The 17,971-nt window shown below is 38.9% G+C and carries 8 protein-coding genes; 4 read left to right on the top strand and 4 right to left on the bottom strand.

Translation table 11 applies throughout. The features are described from left to right. Nucleotides 1-29: 29 nt before the first annotated feature. Both ACE1ET_RS04155 and ACE1ET_RS04150 read right to left on the bottom strand, forming a co-directional pair. Nucleotides 30-4,466, bottom strand: coding sequence for a rhamnogalacturonan lyase family protein (locus tag ACE1ET_RS04155; protein ID WP_375727499.1), 4,437 nt, complete (start codon nt 4,464-4,466; stop codon nt 30-32). A gap of 207 nt (nt 4,467-4,673) precedes the next feature. Continuing rightward, the gene (locus ACE1ET_RS04150) at nt 4,674-8,309 is read right to left on the bottom strand and encodes a hybrid sensor histidine kinase/response regulator transcription factor (RefSeq protein ID WP_375727102.1); all 3,636 of its coding nucleotides are present in this window, start codon (nt 8,307-8,309) and stop codon (nt 4,674-4,676) included. 272 nt (nt 8,310-8,581) lie between these two features. Here ACE1ET_RS04150 and ACE1ET_RS04145 point away from each other — a divergent pair, with 272 nt between their 5' ends. The 4 genes from ACE1ET_RS04145 to ACE1ET_RS04130 all read left to right on the top strand — a co-directional run bounded on the left by ACE1ET_RS04145 (nt 8,582) and on the right by ACE1ET_RS04130 (nt 11,743). Beyond that, the gene (locus ACE1ET_RS04145; protein ID WP_375727101.1) at nt 8,582-9,346 is read left to right on the top strand and encodes a polysaccharide deacetylase family protein; all 765 of its coding nucleotides are present in this window, start codon (nt 8,582-8,584) and stop codon (nt 9,344-9,346) included. A 24-nt stretch (nt 9,347-9,370) separates the two neighbouring features. Then, nucleotides 9,371-10,105 (top strand): DUF169 domain-containing protein, encoded by a 735-nt coding sequence (locus tag ACE1ET_RS04140; protein WP_375727100.1) that lies wholly within the window; start codon nt 9,371-9,373, stop codon nt 10,103-10,105. A gap of 27 nt (nt 10,106-10,132) precedes the next feature. After that, a complete protein-coding gene (locus ACE1ET_RS04135; RefSeq protein WP_375727099.1) occupies nt 10,133-11,017 on the top strand; it encodes a helix-turn-helix domain-containing protein in 885 nt (294 codons plus the stop codon). A gap of 75 nt (nt 11,018-11,092) precedes the next feature. Next, entirely contained in the window at nt 11,093-11,743 is a 651-nt protein-coding gene (locus ACE1ET_RS04130) for an NAD(P)-dependent oxidoreductase (protein WP_375727098.1), read from the top strand. Between the two features lie 88 nt (nt 11,744-11,831). Here the strand turns inward: ACE1ET_RS04130 and ACE1ET_RS04125 are convergent, their stop codons facing one another. Together ACE1ET_RS04125 and ACE1ET_RS04120 are read right to left on the bottom strand one after the other, a co-directional pair. After that, a complete protein-coding gene (locus ACE1ET_RS04125; RefSeq protein WP_375727097.1) occupies nt 11,832-14,627 on the bottom strand; it encodes a T9SS type A sorting domain-containing protein in 2,796 nt (931 codons plus the stop codon). Nucleotides 14,628-14,725: 98 nt separating this feature from the next. Next, nucleotides 14,726-17,680 (bottom strand): glycoside hydrolase family 97 N-terminal domain-containing protein, encoded by a 2,955-nt coding sequence (locus ACE1ET_RS04120; RefSeq protein WP_375727096.1) that lies wholly within the window; start codon nt 17,678-17,680, stop codon nt 14,726-14,728. Nucleotides 17,681-17,971 lie beyond the last annotated feature (291 nt).

Genomic DNA, 17,971 nt, shown 5'->3' with positions numbered 1-17,971 from the left:
TAAACCTAAAGGTATTCTTTAAAACAAGGTTATTCTTTACAAACCTTATATGTCACAACCCTATCAGTTGCTTTGATCTCAACAATATATATACCCGGCGCTAACGCAGACATATCTAATTCATTTTTACCGACAGGTAAAGTATTGTATAAAACCTTACCCGAAAGTGATTTAACCGTGATAATATCGGGACTTACGCCACCGGCAATATCAATGATTAACAGATCCTTAACCGGATTAGGATAAAGACTGATCTGATCGTTGCTCACATCCTGAAGTGGAGTAGATTTCATGACTTTTATAATCCCTTGTTCATTCAACAGTGATGTATCCCATGCCAAACCAGGACCGGGAACGGATGGTTCAATAACATTGAATGAGCCTGTTACGTTTGAATTAGCAAAGAGTTCAAAGCTGTCGTCTTCCTGATAAGCGTCAGAGGTAAGTTTATTCATTTGAAGTGTACCACCGAGACTGACAGTTTTGCCATTGGTCAGAATCTTATCGCATGTATTGCCATTGGTATTTACATCAACCAAAAGAGTTGCCCCGGCGTTCAGGGTTACATTATTATTGATCGTAAGCGTACCATATCTCCATCCTGGAGACAAAACGCCCCCATTATTAACCACAACTCTACCATTGATTATACCTGTGCCATCAAGTATTCCTCCTGAATTTATATTTACAGTGCCTGAACCTGTTGCACTTCCTGTAGTGTTATTTATATACAATACGCCAGAATTTACTGTCGTTCCACCTGAATACGTGCTGGAATTAGTGAGAAAAAGCATTCCTGTTCCTGTTTTTGTAAGGGAATTCCCCTGAATTACTCCATTAAAAATTGATGTATCATTTCTCTCTCCGATCACCCAGTTTTCAGTTTTCAGGTATGAATCAGATGCACCTGTTACGCTTCCAACATGTACTGTTTGTGCAATATTATCTCCACTGCTTGTCCCTGTACTGTAATACATGGTCATCCCGGATGCCAGATCGAAAGTCATATTTCCATACCCAGCACTTCCGCTTAAACGTAAAGGTGATACACCCTCAACATGAACGGTCCCCTGAAATTCAGACCAGTCTCCCCTGAATATTGTTCGATCAATATCTCCGGGAAGCACAATATTTAAAGTCCCCTTACCTGTAAGTTTTCCTCCGAAATTACATCTCATATCTGCTTCAAGCCTACCTTCATAGCCTTCCGGAACAAAAATGTTTGAATTGAAATCGGTATAATCACGGGTATTGCCCATTTTTAAAACACCCCCTTTAAACGTAATTAATCCGGTACCAAGTGCTCTTACATTCTGTCCACTTCCGGGATCATTAAGCTGAATCGCACCTTCCTCAATCACGGTTCCACCAGTATAACTGTTGCCATTATTTAGAAGATACAACGTTCCGGGACCTTGCTTAACTAACGCGCCGCTTCCTTTCAAATACCCTGCGACAGATAAAGTGGAATTTCCCTGGCTTATCTGAATAATATCTGTCTGTCCACTTATCATCATTCCCTTATCTGTATAACTGTCTTTTGATGTACTGTAATTGAGAAATGCATTATTCAATACAAATTCTTCAGAAGCAACAGAAGGATTTGCCCCTACGGCACTCGGCTTCCCTGCCACATCAAAACTCTCCGTATACAAAGTACCGCCATTGACAATTGTTTTCCCGGTATATGTATTTGAACTTCCGAAAAGCCGAAGCGTACTTTGTTCACTTACAACCACATCACCATCTCCACCCAGAACACCACTTCCCAGAATGCTATAAGTTACATTCCCATTAACAGACAGATTACCTATTGGCAAATTCCCTTTTAACAATATGGACGGCAGAGACTTTCCGGTTTCATCAAGTACCACACTGTCTCCTGCAACAAACTGTGTTTTGTTTCCGTCCAGCAACCAGTTATCGTTGTTTTGCAAATCCCAGTTAACATCTGTCCCATCCCATACAATGGTTGAAGGATCACGTGTTCCTATTATTTCCAATGCAATGGAATTTAATGTGTCCTTTACAAAATACTTCCGTCCGAACAAACCCTCAATGGTTATATCTGATAAATTACCGGTAAACTCAGTGCCATATTCAATCAGTGGATATAGTCCCGGTTTAATCACCTCGTCCAGATTATTGATCCTTATTACGATCTTATTAACGACAACACCACTATCACATATTATTTTATCACCCGGCTTAATCATACTGGTTGAATCATCTGTAAGATCAAACGTAAGAATCATTCCCGCCGTTAATACCAGATCATCCTTAAAAGTTAAAGAACCTGCTTCATTAGGATTCCCCGGTGCTATCACAGACCGTTTTTCAAAAGAACATGTCTTAAAGATTGTTCCATTTCCAGCAATAGTTGCGCCCCCAAATACGTCTACCTCACTCTCGCTAATTTCATTATTTATGACCAATGTCCCCTGTTCAACGCTGGTTTTACCTGTATATGATCCACTAACGCCAAGTGTCAAGGTACTGTATCCCGATTTAATCAAATCACCGTCACCTGCCAGATCACCGGTTCCCGAAAACTCATAGTCTACAGGAGAAATAACATAATTAATAGCCGGGGCAATAACATCATTTATAACAACATGGGTATGTCCGGTTCCTTCAATACCAAATAAAACGGAATCGTTTGCTTCATATGTAGATTGAATATTGTTCACATCCCAATTATTATCGGTTGTATTCCACGTTTGTGAACTAATTCCTGTCCATACAGCTTTTGCCCGCTGCATAGCAGGTATTGGTGGTGTAGTCATACCATTACCCAGATAATAATCCAGTTGAGCAGACTGGTAATAGCCTTTAGTAGTCATGCAAAGCCGGTACTCAGGATTATGTGCCAGAGTATAAATTCGTTGATTGGTGGGGGCCGTCGTATTAAATATCTGCAATGCCCTGTGATCTGACTTCTCATAAACAACTTCTTCACGCCAGTCTCCCATTATATCACCGTACAAAACAGGAACGTTACGCCAGGTGTATACCGCTCCCCAGTCACTTGCAGTCAATATTCGCTCCTCATAGTTGCCCACATAATTCCATTTCAGGAATTTAACACCATCCAGCATTTCACTTTGAAGATCACCATCCCACCATAACCGGAGATTGGGATAAGATCCGGTAATTACACTGGTAATTCTACCATCCTGAACATTATAGATACCATCCGTAAAAGTCCACATTTCAAACCCGGGATGCCTTGGATCAATATCTGCTACATTACCCCGGGCATAATCTCCAATAGATGCTCTGTATTGCGTTTGCAAAAAAGTTCCATCCCTGGCATCATAGTAATACCAGGCCAGTCCACTTGGATTATCCTGCTGAATTCCATAACCTTCCAGTCCTGGCCGATCCGGATCGAAATCTCCAATATGAAAACGGTCACCATGTACAATTCCCTGATATCCCAATGAATATAATGGCGTTCCATTATCATCCAGGACATATCCACCATCACAAATTTCATCCTTACCATCCAGATCCACATCAACGATACGTTGTTGATGAAATTCGGGAGCGTTGTAATTACCTCTTAACCATTTCCAGCGTTGTGTAATCTCACCGTTATAATCATATGCACTGACAAGGAGGTTAAACGCTCCATCATCCCTTCTGTTTTTTGCTTTAACAACTACTGAAGGATGAACTCCATCGAGGTACGCAATATTTAACTGTGTCTGTAGAGGACCATCAGATATATAATCTGTTGGAAGTGCAATTCTTGATTTTTCACTCCCTGTCATACCGTCCACAACAGACAAAAAATTTTGTATATCGTTTGTATAACTTAATGTCGATCCGTCTCCAAATATTGTACCATTAGCCGATTTTATAACGACTTCAGCTTTGCCATCCATATCAAGATCATATACTGTAACACCATCCCACATCCCGTTACTGATTACGGCAGCTCCTCCTTCTATGCCATCACGATTCAGGCTGAGTGGCCCCATATCTACCTGCCAAAGTCGTGTTCCATCTTTTTCATAGGCTTCCACTTTACAGGTTGCATCAGCAATATTGGGAATTCTATCCACAACAAACTCATATTCTCCATCTCCATCCAGATCACCAACCCAGGCCAGATGCACAAAATAATCACCCAGATACTCAATAGGAACTTCAAAAACCTGATTGCCATGAATCCCAACCTCAGGTGATTTTTCCTGCTCTACGCCATCAACAACAGGTGCGACGGCATATTTACTTGCAGATGCGTTGTTATCCGTATAGTTAGATACATTCAGATCCGAAGCAATTAATGTATTATCCCGATACAGATTATAGGTGGTTCCATTACTGAATTCCGTACCCAGTATTCTCCAGCTAATAAAAACCGATGAAGAATTCTCCCTGATCGCAACCGTCCCTCTACCCAGTTTTTCCATCTTTCGCTGAGCATCTGCCTGAAAAGGTATAAGCAATACAAGCATACTCACCGCTAAAAAAATTAATTTCGTAGTTTTATTCATAATGTAATTAAAAAATTATTCGTCTAAAATAATACAGTACAGCAAAGTATTATTTATCAGTATATGCCATGACATATCATATTATGACAAATTTATGATTTAAACCAGTTGATTGCTAATAACCAAAGTATAGTGCAAGTACAATGTTTAAATTTAATCAAAAACTTATTATTTTTTACCTGATCTGTATTTTGAAGGGCTGCTTCCAAAATGTCTGGAGAATGTTCTGGAAAAATTTGAAGGTTCTGTAAAACCTACTTTATAAGCTATCTCAGAAATTGTCATTCCGGTTGTTAGTAAGAGTTCTGATGCCCGCTCCATTCTTATACGAACAATGAACTCCTGTACTGTACTTCCCGTTACAGCCTTAAGTTTGCGATAAAGCTGCCGGGGACTTATTTCAAGAAACTTTGCAAGTTCTTCTGTATTGAAGTTAACATTGTCAATATTCCTCTTTACAAACTCAATAGATTTATTTAGAAATGCGTTATCCGGATCAATATTTTGATTCATAATATCACCAATGAACTTAGCACCTGCAAGTTGCTTCTGCATTTTTTGCCTGTTTTCCAGCGTACTCTTGATCTGAGCTTTCAATACTTCTACATTAAAGGGTTTTTGAATATAAAGGTCTGCTCCACTCTTCAATCCAATAATCTGATCTTCATTTGTCCCTTTGGCAGTTAATAATATAACAGGAATATGGCTTGTTTTTGCATTGGTCTTAACCAGGTTACACATCGCTATTCCGTCCATCCTGGGCATCATTACATCAGAAATGATCATATCAGGTATATTCTGAACAGCACTTTTCAAACCATCTTCTCCATTATTCTCCGAAAGCAGTGTGTATGTATCTCCAAGTTCAGCGGTAAGGTAAGATAGCACATCAGGATTATCTTCAACAATCAGAACTGAAGGTCCGCTTGAATTCAAATCTTCTGCTTCTGATGTATTATTCAGGATATGGTTCTGCATTCCTGATAATCCTGTTTCAGGTTCATTATAAGGAAAGCTTAAGCTGACTATTGTCCCTTTATTCTTATCACTCTCAATTTTAATAGTCCCTCCCAGAATATCAACATAATTTCTTGTTATTGTCAGCCCCATACCTGATGAATAGCCATAGAAAGGCTTTGTTCCTTCATTATTAAAAGGTTCAAAGATCGTTTTAAGCGCTTCTCTCTTTATGCCAACACCACTATCTTTAATTACAACAACATACCTGTTCTTGTCTTTCCCAAAACTAAATAGCACCTCTATTCTACCACCATCAGGCGTATATTTAAACGCATTGGATATCAGATTTAACAATATTTTTTCAAGTCTTTCTCTATCATAATATCCAATTAACTCTTCAATTTCTGAATTGAAAACCAAATCTATTTTTCGGTTCATGGCCATCATACTAAATGACAACACGCTCTCCCTGACAATACGAATCCCATTTTCGAGGGTATAATCCGGTAAAATTTTTCTGGTTTCTGATTTTCTAAAGTCCAACAGTTGATTGATAAGATTCGAAAGATGCATTACATTACGTTCAATAAGCTCCAGATAAAGTGCCTTATTATCTGATGACAGATGTCTGTTTTTCAACTGTTTGATCGGATCGACAATTAAGGTTAGTGGTGTTTTTAACTCATGTGACACATTGGTAAAAAAATCAATCTTCTCTTTATTTATCTCTTCCTGTTTTTCCAGATTCAGTTTTTCAATCAGCAATTGGCTTTTCAGGCGTTCACGGGAAATAATAATCCTGTAAGCCATATATATAACGCCTAACAATAATAATACATAAATGACATAAGCTACCCTTGTGGCATACCAGGGAGGCATGATGCGAATAAACAGGTGTATGCTATCAGAAATGATCCCATCAGAGGTCGCTACATAAGCTGACAGTGTATAATTGCCAGAAGGTATTTTTGAATAAGGTATTATATTGTGTTTGGTCTGCACATAATCTTCGTCAAAACCTTCCAGTTTATAGAAGATCACATCACCATTTTTATTCTCATAGTTTAAATCGACCAACGCAATTGAGAAACTTCGGTTATTGTTATTAAGAATTATTTTTTTGGTATTAATCAGTACCTTATTTAATATGACCTGATTATTAATTGATTTTCCGGGTTTAACCTCAATTCCAGACACGTATAGTTTTGAAAACAATAATACGGGCTGATAATCATCCGAATTAATCAGATCAGGATTAAAAGACACATACCCTTCTCTGGATCCAAAAAATATAGTATTATTCAATGTATCGTTATAACATGCGCCATCCAGAAAAACCCAGCTCATATTATTTTCCTGAAGCGAATAATTATAAATCTTTGATGTACCAAGATTAAACCTCGATATCCCTTTTTTATGGGCTATCCATATGTTACCATTTTCGTCTCCTGTAATAGCCGAGATGTATTGATCCTGCAATCCATCCTTCATCTCATAGGATGTAACAGAATAATTCTCAGGATTAATCCTGTTTAAGGCTTCTGATGTTCCTGCCCAGATTTCTCCTCGCTGATCCTCATATAAGGTATATACCAGATTACCCGTTAGCCTTTTCCTTTCTCCCTTAGTATTATCGATGTGTTGAACTTCGTTATAGTTCCCAATGCTGTCAGGACATAACACAACAATACCGGCACCTTCAGTAGCGATCCATAAATTATGAAACTGGTCTTCAACCAGGCTCATAACACTATGGTTATCAATTTCCCCCGAGAAATCATAAAACTTCAGCTGATGATTCTCCACATTAATTCTAACAAGTCCGTTGTATAAACCTGCCCAGATATTTCCATCATTGGAACTGACTAAACTATAAACCGAACTTACCAAAATATCCGGGAAAAGAGTTTTATTCAATATTTCAGTACTTTTTTGGGTCTCCGGATCATAACAGCTAATCCCCTTCAAACCACCAACCCATATTCTGCCAAACTTATCTTCCAGTAATGCCCTGATTTGTTTCTGTTCATTCTTCGATCTGAGGTAAGGATGGTGCTTCCCCAACTTCCCGTTTTTATAAATGAACATACCATCGTTGTTTGTTCCCAGCCAAAGTTCATTGTCAGTTTTAAGAATTGACCTTACAGAAGTTAATACCGGTTGTTCTGAATTTTCGTTTATCAGATGAAATAAATTAAAGGGTTTTCTGTTTGTATTAACTTTATACACAGTACCACTCCTCGATCCCAACCATATAAAATTCTGATTATCAATATAAAAACATGTAATATAATCATCTGTCAATGCGCCGGGTTGCCAAAGATTGGAATGATATCGTCGTTCATCTCCTGTAGCTGTATTATACGAAGTGAACACATTCCCCGAAATGTAATAACTATAACCGTGAATGGTTTTATTCCGGTTTAACTGGTTGGGAATATAACTCAGTAAGAGTGAAACATTATTAGGGACTAAACTGTCAGGTATCGTTCGAAAATAATCTAGTCCATAATTGTACTTAACATATTTGTTATCAAATGTAAGAATCCATAGCTGTTGGTTATCATCTGTGATTAAATTACGGATTCTGTTATTAGGTACAGATAACGAATCCCCCTGAATATGATTAAATACATCAAATTTATTCCCATCAAACCGGTATAATCCACTCCAACTTCCAAACCAGATATATCCCAGGGAATCTTTTGCAATACCATGGATAGATGTATTTGGAGAAATATCCGTACCTCTTTCGACTTCAAAAAAAAGATCCTGCGAAAATAAATTCTCAGCACTGCAACATAGCCAGATCAAGCACAGTATAAAACGTAAAGCACTCTTCATTGATACAATCCATTAATACCTGTTATATGATATTTCACTTTCAGTTATTGTATTGCATTAAATTAAACACTTTACTAAATAACCCATACTTTACCGAATTTACAAACGAATGTCTTAAAACGATAGAATTTGGCAATTATTGATCCAATATTCATCCATTCATTTTACTTCAAAAACAGATTTAGCTCTATCTTTGATCATGTCCATTCAAATTTCATCAGTGATTTTATTTTTATATGTCATACGTTCTGAAAGTATAAAAATCTGATATTATGAATATGATCAAAAAAACCGGGTATTTCCTTTTAATTCTGCTTAGTTTTCAATCCTGTAAATTCAATAAGTCAGAAAAGTCTGAATCAGGTTCTGATGCGCCAATAATCGTTCTCACCTTTGACGATGCTGTTATCAGCCATTATACATATGTTGCCCCTCTATTAAAGCAGTACGGATTTGGCGGAACCTTTTTTATTTGTGAATATCCCCGTCGTACACCAGCAGACACATTGCAATATATGAACTGGAACCAGATAAGCGAACTCAATAACATGGGATTTGAGATCGGAAATCATACCAGAACCCATAAACACGTGAACAGCATGCATCGCAGTGAAATGGAAGAACAGATTGCTTATATTGAAGATAAATGTAAAGCACACAATATTCCTAAACCGGTTTCATTTGCTTATCCTGGTTATGATACTGCTTCATTGGCTAAAGTCGTGTTAAAAGATATGGGATATACCTATGCCCGCATTGGAGGAAGCAGAAATTTTGTTCCTGCACAGGACAATCTTCTACTGATCCCGAGCTACAGCACTACCGGATCTGATGAAAACGCAAAGAACCGGATCATGGATATACTAAAGAATTCCAAACCCGGAGATATCATAGTATTTACCATTCACGGTGTACCAGACATTGTTCATCCGCATGTGAATACTTCACCGGAACTTTTTAGCGGGTATCTGAAATATATGCATGACCATGGCTACAAGGTTATAGCCATGCGCGACTTAAAAAATTACATTCCATGATTTTACATACTTTTTATAAAAGACATGATGAGACTGATTAGGACAAGTAAAATTGCAGATGCGATAATGTTAAAATATCATCCGGTTGCTGTATTTCGTTCAACAATAATACCTGAAGGTGCCACACAGTTTAAAGAAGGTAGATGGGGTTGTGTCGTTTCGTTATTAAATGCCGCAGCGAATGGGAGAACAGCTGTATTTGATAAAAAAACGACGCCTTGTATGGGCGGTCAGGTCGGATTAGGGTTCGGTTGTTATGATATGAATTTTATTAAGCATCTGTTATCTTCTGGTTTCCCGGATGGAAGAGAAGGTGAGTATTATCTTAAAAATATGGAGCTTGCCGAAAAATTTGCTACAGGATTACCACAAATTGTTACCGATAAGTACATAATCTTTAAGCCCCTTTCGGAATTAAAAGAAGTCGAGATCCCGGAAGTAATTATTCTCATGGTCAATGCTGATCAGCTTTCAGCGCTTATACTGCTTGCCAATTATGATAAGGAGACTCAGGATAATGTAAAAACAGACTTTGCCGCAGGATGCCAGCAAACAATATTGCTACCTCTTAATGAGGCAGAGAAAGGTGGCTCAACTTGTTTTGTAGGACTGACAGATCTATCAGTGCGAAAACTTGTAGACAAGGATACTCTATCATTCGCGCTTCCTTATAAACGCTTTTTAGAATTGGAAGATCAGGTTGACGAAAGTTTTCTAACCAAGGAAACATGGCTTAAAATTGCGCCAAGGATAGGTTAGAATTTTTCTACCAGAAACGATAATAAAATGACTCAAAATACTACATATAACAATTTTATCGAGAGCTATATAAAAAAACTTCCAACAGGATTCAAATGGCAAAATACTCCTTTGCAAATTTATCCATTGGAGTTTATTTCTAAGTACCTGATACTTCCCACACCGCTTCTTCAGGCTGATTATCATTTTTTTGTATATCTGAATAAAGGTGAATTTAACCATCAGGTAGGAATTGAAACCTATAATATTAAGGCGCCCGCCATTTTATATGTTCCGGAGGGAGAAGCTTTTTCAATCAAATCAGTTAAAGATGAATTAGTTGGATTCTTCATTCTTCTGGAAGATAAAGTAATCTCTTCAACCGTCAGTAATGATGAGTTACCTGATTTGTTGGCAATTGAAACTTTAATCAATCTGAATGCAGATAATAACCAGTGGCTTAAAACACTATGTGACTTATTGTACAGTGAAATTTCTTCTATCGATCCAAAACGTAAAGTGGGAACCGGACTTTTACAGGCATTGATCTACAAATTGAATGGTTTATCTAAGAACAAAAAGACACTTTCAAGACAAAATGAAATAGCCATTAGGTTTAAACAACTGGCAAATGAACATTATAAGACGCACAAATATGTAAAATTTTATGCCAAAGAATTAGGCGTTTCTGAAAATTACATGAACAGATGCGTGAAAGCTCATTTCAATAAAAGCAGTAAACAAATTATCCAGAATATTATTATTCTTCAAAGTCAACTCCTTATGTTCAGTTCCAGCAAGGATATTAGTGAGATTTGCTATGATGTTGGGATTGATGACCCGTCCTATTTCTCCCGTCTGTTTAAGAAAATCACAGGTCAAACACCATCAGTATTCAAAAATCAAATAATACACGGTTTGTCCGGTTTTTGATTTGATTATTAAAAGTATTTAATTTTCTTCATCTCTATCTTTGCGTAAGATTAAGAACATAAAAATCATGATGAGATGAAAATATTCTTACTGGGTGCCACAGGAAGCACCGGACGTGAAGTACTTAAACGATTGATTAAAGAAAATTATAATGTCAAAGCATTAGTGCGAAATCCTACAAATCTAGACCTAAAAGAACTTGGACAAATAGAGGAAGGGCAGGTTGAACTTATAACAGGAGGTGTGTTTGAGCCTGAAAAACTGAAAGAACATTTTAAAGGCTGTGATTTGGTTATTTCAGCACTGGGAACCGGAACGAACAACAATTATACAGAGATCTATTCCGAAGGAGGCCGGAATATCCTTGCAGCAATGAGAGTAACCAAAATAAAAAAATTGATTACCATCACTGCCGGACTGATTGACATGAGTGATTCTTCGACCGATAATTTTTTCCTGAACCGTATCATTCGTCCTAATTTCAATAAGGTTTATTACGACCAAACCCGTTGGGAAACGATTTTGGACGACACAAATGATATTGACTGGATTTGTGTACGGCCAACTTACCTGACGCATAAAGCATTTACCGGTAAATACAGAATTCAGAACAGGCATACTCCAAAAGGTGGAAGAAGAATAAGCCGCGCTGACCTGGCCGATTTTATTGTCAGGCAAATTGATTCGAATGCATATATTCACAAAAAACCGGTTATTGCATACTAATTCAAGTTGACGAAAGGAAGGCATAAAAAAAGGACGGAATGTAAACATCCCGACCTTTTCTGAGCAAATTACTATGAAAAACTATTTATTATTGTATTATCAGCTTATGAACTTCAGTGTCTTCTCCTGTTTTAACCGATACAAAATAAACCCCCTGGCTCACATTTTCAGGACAATCCAGCGTTGTGTTTGATGTTGCGTTTTTTATTGCGATAAGCCTCCCGTTTATATCTGTCAGTCTTATTACTGCAGGTGATGTCAGATCCTTCCCGAATTTAATATTAATCACCTTATCTGATTTAACCGGATTCGGGAACACCACTATTGTTTTATCAGATTTAAGACTATTGATCCCTGTTATTGAAGCTACTGTAATATAATCTGTTCTTGTCTTTGTTATACTTCCATTGGTTCCGGCCACCGTCAGCGAAACAGTATAGGTTCCGGCTGTATCATAAGTATGCTCCGGGTCTTCTTCGGTACTTGTGGTTCCATCCCCAAAATCCCATAAATAATCTCTGACAACATTAGTTGATAAATCAGTAAATTTTACGCTTGAACCAACATCAATTGTTCTGGTACTCGCATAGAAATTAACCGTTGAAACGGGAATTGTCGAGTTCGTTAGATTTGAATCCCAATGATACCATTTGGTATTCCAGCTTGCCCGCTCTTTTATGCCTTTACCCATTCTCAGTTTATAATCAAAATGTGCCTTTCTTGTATTTTCACCCTCATAAATATAATCTGTATTACATATTACTGCAATGACAACATTATTAGCAGGTTTTTTATCCAATGCCAACTTACATTCTCCGGCAAGCACTGGCTCTCCGTAAACGACAGATCCATCAGTAGCCCTGTAACACAACTGGCAACTCATGTTCTTACCGATGGGAAGAAATTCAACACTAACCGTATCTGAATTCACTATCAAAGGAATTTGGTTCGCACCTGACCATCCCGGTGTTGTCCTGTATTCCGGTGTTAGTAGACCCGTACCATCATCGGATGTTATTACGTAAGGCGTTGCATTCCAAATGCGTGGGTTCAGCCATGAAGGTTGCCATTCTGCACCAATTCCAAAACCAAAAGAACCATCAATCGTATTGCGGGCAGCCTTCGACCACATTCCAAGGTCAAGCATAGCCATTTTTGCCCTGTACTCCATAATCATACGTCTGGTCTGATAATCGCCCAGAGTATCTGCAATACCTTCAAGTACCCTGTTCTCACAGTATCTCCATATCCATGCAACACTATGATCACCAAATATCTGGCTGAAAACTATCGGGAATGTATTTCCGTACTGGGTTCCTCCCAATAAACTTTTCCATGTACATATCTGGCCATTTTCATCACCCATATTTACGCCTTCAGCAGAAGGACCTCCAAAGCTTTCATCCTGCAACCATCCACTATAGCATTCAATTGGCATAAACGGAGCGATCAAGGCACCAACATTAAGAAAACCCATCGACTGCGGTTCGACTCCGGATTTTCGTACTTCCATTTCCTGCTGTAACCAGGTATTACCTCCTTCCTGGAACCAGGCTGAATTTTTTGCTCCCGGTAAATCTGCCAGCAAGGCATGAATACCTTCATGGATCATTGCTCCCATGGAACCATCGTCAGGATATTTAGGATCAAACCTACTCACCGGGAAATATGAAGCCAATACCATAGGCCAGTTCTCACCCTGATAAGTTATATTTCCCATCCAGCCACCAAGTGCATTGGTATCGGCATTATCGGTACACAGGCCTGAACCATATAAATATATAGCGCTGCGATAGCCGTTTTTGGCTCTGTGGTCCGGCGGCCATCCCATAGTATCGCGGAAATAGGCGAAGTCCTTGTTAAAACGTTCAAGCATATTATCGATGGCTAAGTCTGTAACTTCCTGACGTCTGTTAGGGCCCCAGACAAAAGTCCACCATTCGGATGACTTACGCCCTGCAACGTTGGCACAATCGTCCAGATCCTTTGTAGGCATCTCAAGTGTCGGGTATTCATCTCTGAAATCATAATAGATCGGAGGATCATATGTCGGCCATGTATAGGCTGTACCATCATTGGTCACTCCCACGGTCACGTAAATAACAGACTCTGAGATAGCACCGCACTCATTAATAAACATTACCGTATATGTACCGGATTGATTGAGTTGCATATCTTCAAAACTAACCTGGTTTCCGGTGGCTGTAAATCCGTTTGAACTGTTCCAGAAATACTGTCCACCTTCCTGTTCATCGGCTGTAATAACCAGATTATCACCTACAAGAATTTTGGCAACATCAGATTCACTAATATCTGAGCCATTAACGTTCAGGGAAACACCAAATACTGTAGCTTCACAATCCCCGCCTGCCTGTCCGAAAACCTTCCACTCCAGAATTCCTGTTGCTGCAGGACTTTTCATGGTTATCCTGATACGCTGAGCCCATACACTACCGATGTTTAACTGATTATACATGTTCAGTTCAGTTCCAATATTTCCGGCATTGACCCATGCTGCACCATTCCAGTATTCGATATAAGCATCATTTGGTTGTGCAATACCCACATCAGCACCCGGATTATCATCCCACCAATATACTGCTGTTGATGTAATATTTACAGCCTTGGTCCATTCATACTGTACCCAGTTATAAATGCCATAGTCGCCTTCTCCGTTCCAGTTACCATAAGCCGTTCCTGTTTTTGCAGAACTGGTTGGCTCTTTGCCGTCATTCACTGCTCCCAATGTCTCCCAGGGTGAAACAAATGAGGTTGTTACAGTTGCATCAGGGGCAAGATTAACCGAATCCTGCTGTGCAAGCACAACACCCATTGACATAAACGTCAGAAGGAAGGTTAAAACCACTTGTTTAGAATTTCTCATAATATGTATTACTTAAAAAATGTATATTATTGTTTTATCACTTAATTATTTAACATTACACGCTTCATATGGTTTTATACAATTCTGAATCTCCGCTACTAATTCAATATGATTTTTTCAGCAGCCATAAACCTGGCATCCACTTTTAATACAGAAAACAATAACCCTCTGGCCAAATCAGAGCCATCAAGAGTAACGCTGTTTTCAGAATTTTCCACATATTGGTTTACCAATTCTTTAATTTTTTTTCCGGTGCAATCATATAGTGAAATATTAACCATTCCTGGTTTATTAAGCCTGTATGAGATTACAGCGCTTGAATTTACGGGATTTGGATAAACCTGCAAGGCTTTATTTATATTTGTTGCAGGATGATTAATATTGTCTGCAATTTCAGGAACCAGGGCGTACAATGCACTGGCCTCCTTTCCTGTAAGCACTCTGTTATATATTCTGAAATCATCAATTATCCCGTTAAATGCATAACTCCCGTTTTTCTCAGCACATCCAATGGTAAATGTTGCATTTCTGCCATTACCATAGGTCATCAGGCCCTGACTTTCAACTTCCCCGTTATAATAAAACGTAGCATAATCACCGTCAAAAGTAAGTAACACATGTGTCCAGTTGTTACTTGCCGGAGGAGAGGTGGTTTGAAGCACTTTTTTACCTGCTGCGGTATTCACCTCAAACTGGAAAATACCGTTATTTTCAATAGTTGCTATATCCCACATAAAAGGCGCATTTGTCCATCCATCCCGTTTTCCGCACAATCCGTGCCATCCACCTGTTCCTGTGCCTTTCCAGTAGATCCATGCAGAAACTGACATTTCATTTCCGCCAAGGGTCGGATCAAACGTTCCAATGGTAACATGGTTCGTTGAAGCATTCGAAAAACTCAGTGCCTTACCATACTTTCCATCTACCCAGGCAGGATTATTATGCAGAGTTCCATCAGGTGCTACATTATCACCTTTAACACTGTTTTCTGTTGTTACCCCTTCTCCTTCATCAAACGGGAAATAACCAACCAAACCGGAATCCAGAGCGACTTTGTTATTTGATATAATGGAATCAATGGCATATGTCATGGTATCAGTTTCAGAATTATCCAGGTTAGTTCTGATCACAAAACCACCATAAGGGTACATTTTTACATCAAAAGGTTCCGAAAATTTAACCCCTCTTTTAATGATCCTGTATGTTTTGATAGAATCTGTATATATTATCCCCTGTGTCGTATCATTAACAAAAGGCAGATCCAGAGTTATAGTCTTCTCTGTGGGTTCTCCGTTTATTCCGGCAATAAACCACCGGTCACCTGCTCTTCGTGCCAGGACAACATATTTTCCGGGGTAACCGTCAATATATTTCACTTCGTCCCAGGTATCGGGAATATTCCTCATGTATTCCTGCAAAAAATCCTGCTGCTGTGCCATGCCGTTTACGGACTCAGCAAAATGCTGAATTCCGGATAAAAAGATAACAGAAAGAGCAGCTTCAAATCCCTTGGTTGTTTTACGGGTTATACCAGCAATACCTGAAAAATTAACCGGTGTGAAATCCATGGGATCAAACAGGTTCCGCGTAAATGGAATTGTGGTACAGTGAGCTGGTTGAGCTTCGGCATCAGCCTGGTTAAACGTAATGTATTCCTCACCTTTGATGGATTCCATGGTCATCAGGTTGGGATAGGTTCTGGCCCAGCCTCTTGGGAATGTTGATCCATGGAAATTCACCGCAATTTGATAGTCCGCTGCATCTTTCAGAATGTCTGTATAGTATTTCATTGCCGATTGTCCGTCACCGGGGAAAAAGTCGACCTTAATCCCTGCGATGCCCATTTCCTGAAGTTTTGCAAATTCTTCCACACGTGAAGCATGTGTCAGCAACTTATTGCGCGGTGTGTAAAACGTAACAGTGTTCCAGTCACCGGCTGAATTATACCATAAAATGAGTTTCACGTTTTTTGTAGCAGCGTAATTTGCCAGTTCGGCGATTCTTGTGTATCCAATGTTCACATCCCAGTTAACATCAATCAGACAATACTGCCAATTCATAGAGGCGGCAAAATCAATGTACTGTCTTTGCACGTCATAATTAACTGAACCATCACCTAACATAATCCAGCTCCATGATGCTTTGCCCGGTTTTAGCCATGAACTAACATCATATTTTGCAGGGATGGCGAGATCAGTACCCAGGGTGGATTCTACCAGATCCCCAAGATCATCAGATAATGCAATAATTCTCCACGGCGTAAACCATGGCAGTACAGATTCAGGATAAACTACTCCACCTGTTGTACCTTCCGTTGATTGAGGAAACTGGATATTATATTCTCCCCCGGTTGAGATTTGACTTAACCTTGAACCACAATAATTTGAATCAACAGCAGTTTCGGTGAGACTCACCCAGAAATCCCCTGTATGAAACAGTGCCGGCATTACCCATCCGGCTGTATATGGTGCTGTTGTACCAACGTTAATATCCCGCCAGTACTGTTCTTCATATGATGGTTGTGTCTGGTTCCAACCCGATTTTGAATTCATGGCCGGTTGCAAAAATGCCTTTGCAGATGACAGAAAATTGAATGAAGATGTTTCTTTGGTTATCTTAACGACACTCGCTGTTTCTCCTGGGAAATAATACCGGAATGCTACTCCGTCATTGGAAACCTGAAAAATAATATCCATTAATGTATTATCTGCACCTTTTAGATGGAATACTCTTTTATTTCCAAGGTACGAGCACTCATGTTGTTTCCCATGTAACATGGTATACTGATCAGAGACTTCGGAAATATTTGAAACAGAATCGAGTACCAGGTTCTGAGACAGATCTGTGTCCGTTCTTACAACCCCCAGTTTTGATTGTTCCAGGACCTGTGAACCTGAATGATAAACCGAATACGTCATGTGCGCATCCTGAGTATATACGATTTTGGCAATAATTACCCCATCGGGACTTGTGATGCTGTATTCAACCTGTCCTAAACTGTTTACAACAGAGAGTAAAATGATGAATAAACCTAATAATATCTTTCTTTCCATAAATTATTACCTAAAAAGTTAGCCTATGCGATTTACTTAATTTACTTATATTTAGCTGTGACAATGGATCAGTGTATTCTACCTATCCGTTGCAAGTCCGCGAATACCTGTATTTTCACCTCAGTAGTATTCGGTCAGACTATGGTATTAATTGCGGTTGTGAACTAACTTAATCCTTTACCGGAACACCATAACTAATGTTTCGGGAATCAGCACAAATGTGTTTTAAGTGAAAATGTGCCCCGGTTCTGAAGCTATGACCAGGCTCTTATAAGGATCAGGCAATCAAAC

The sequence above is a fragment of the Quyinboa mangrovi genome (genome assembly GCF_042219825.1).
Taxonomy (GTDB): domain Bacteria; phylum Bacteroidota; class Bacteroidia; order Bacteroidales; family UBA5342; genus JBHJHP01.
Note: the sequence above shows the minus strand (reverse complement) of the source record. Positions and strands in the feature narration are given on the sequence as shown.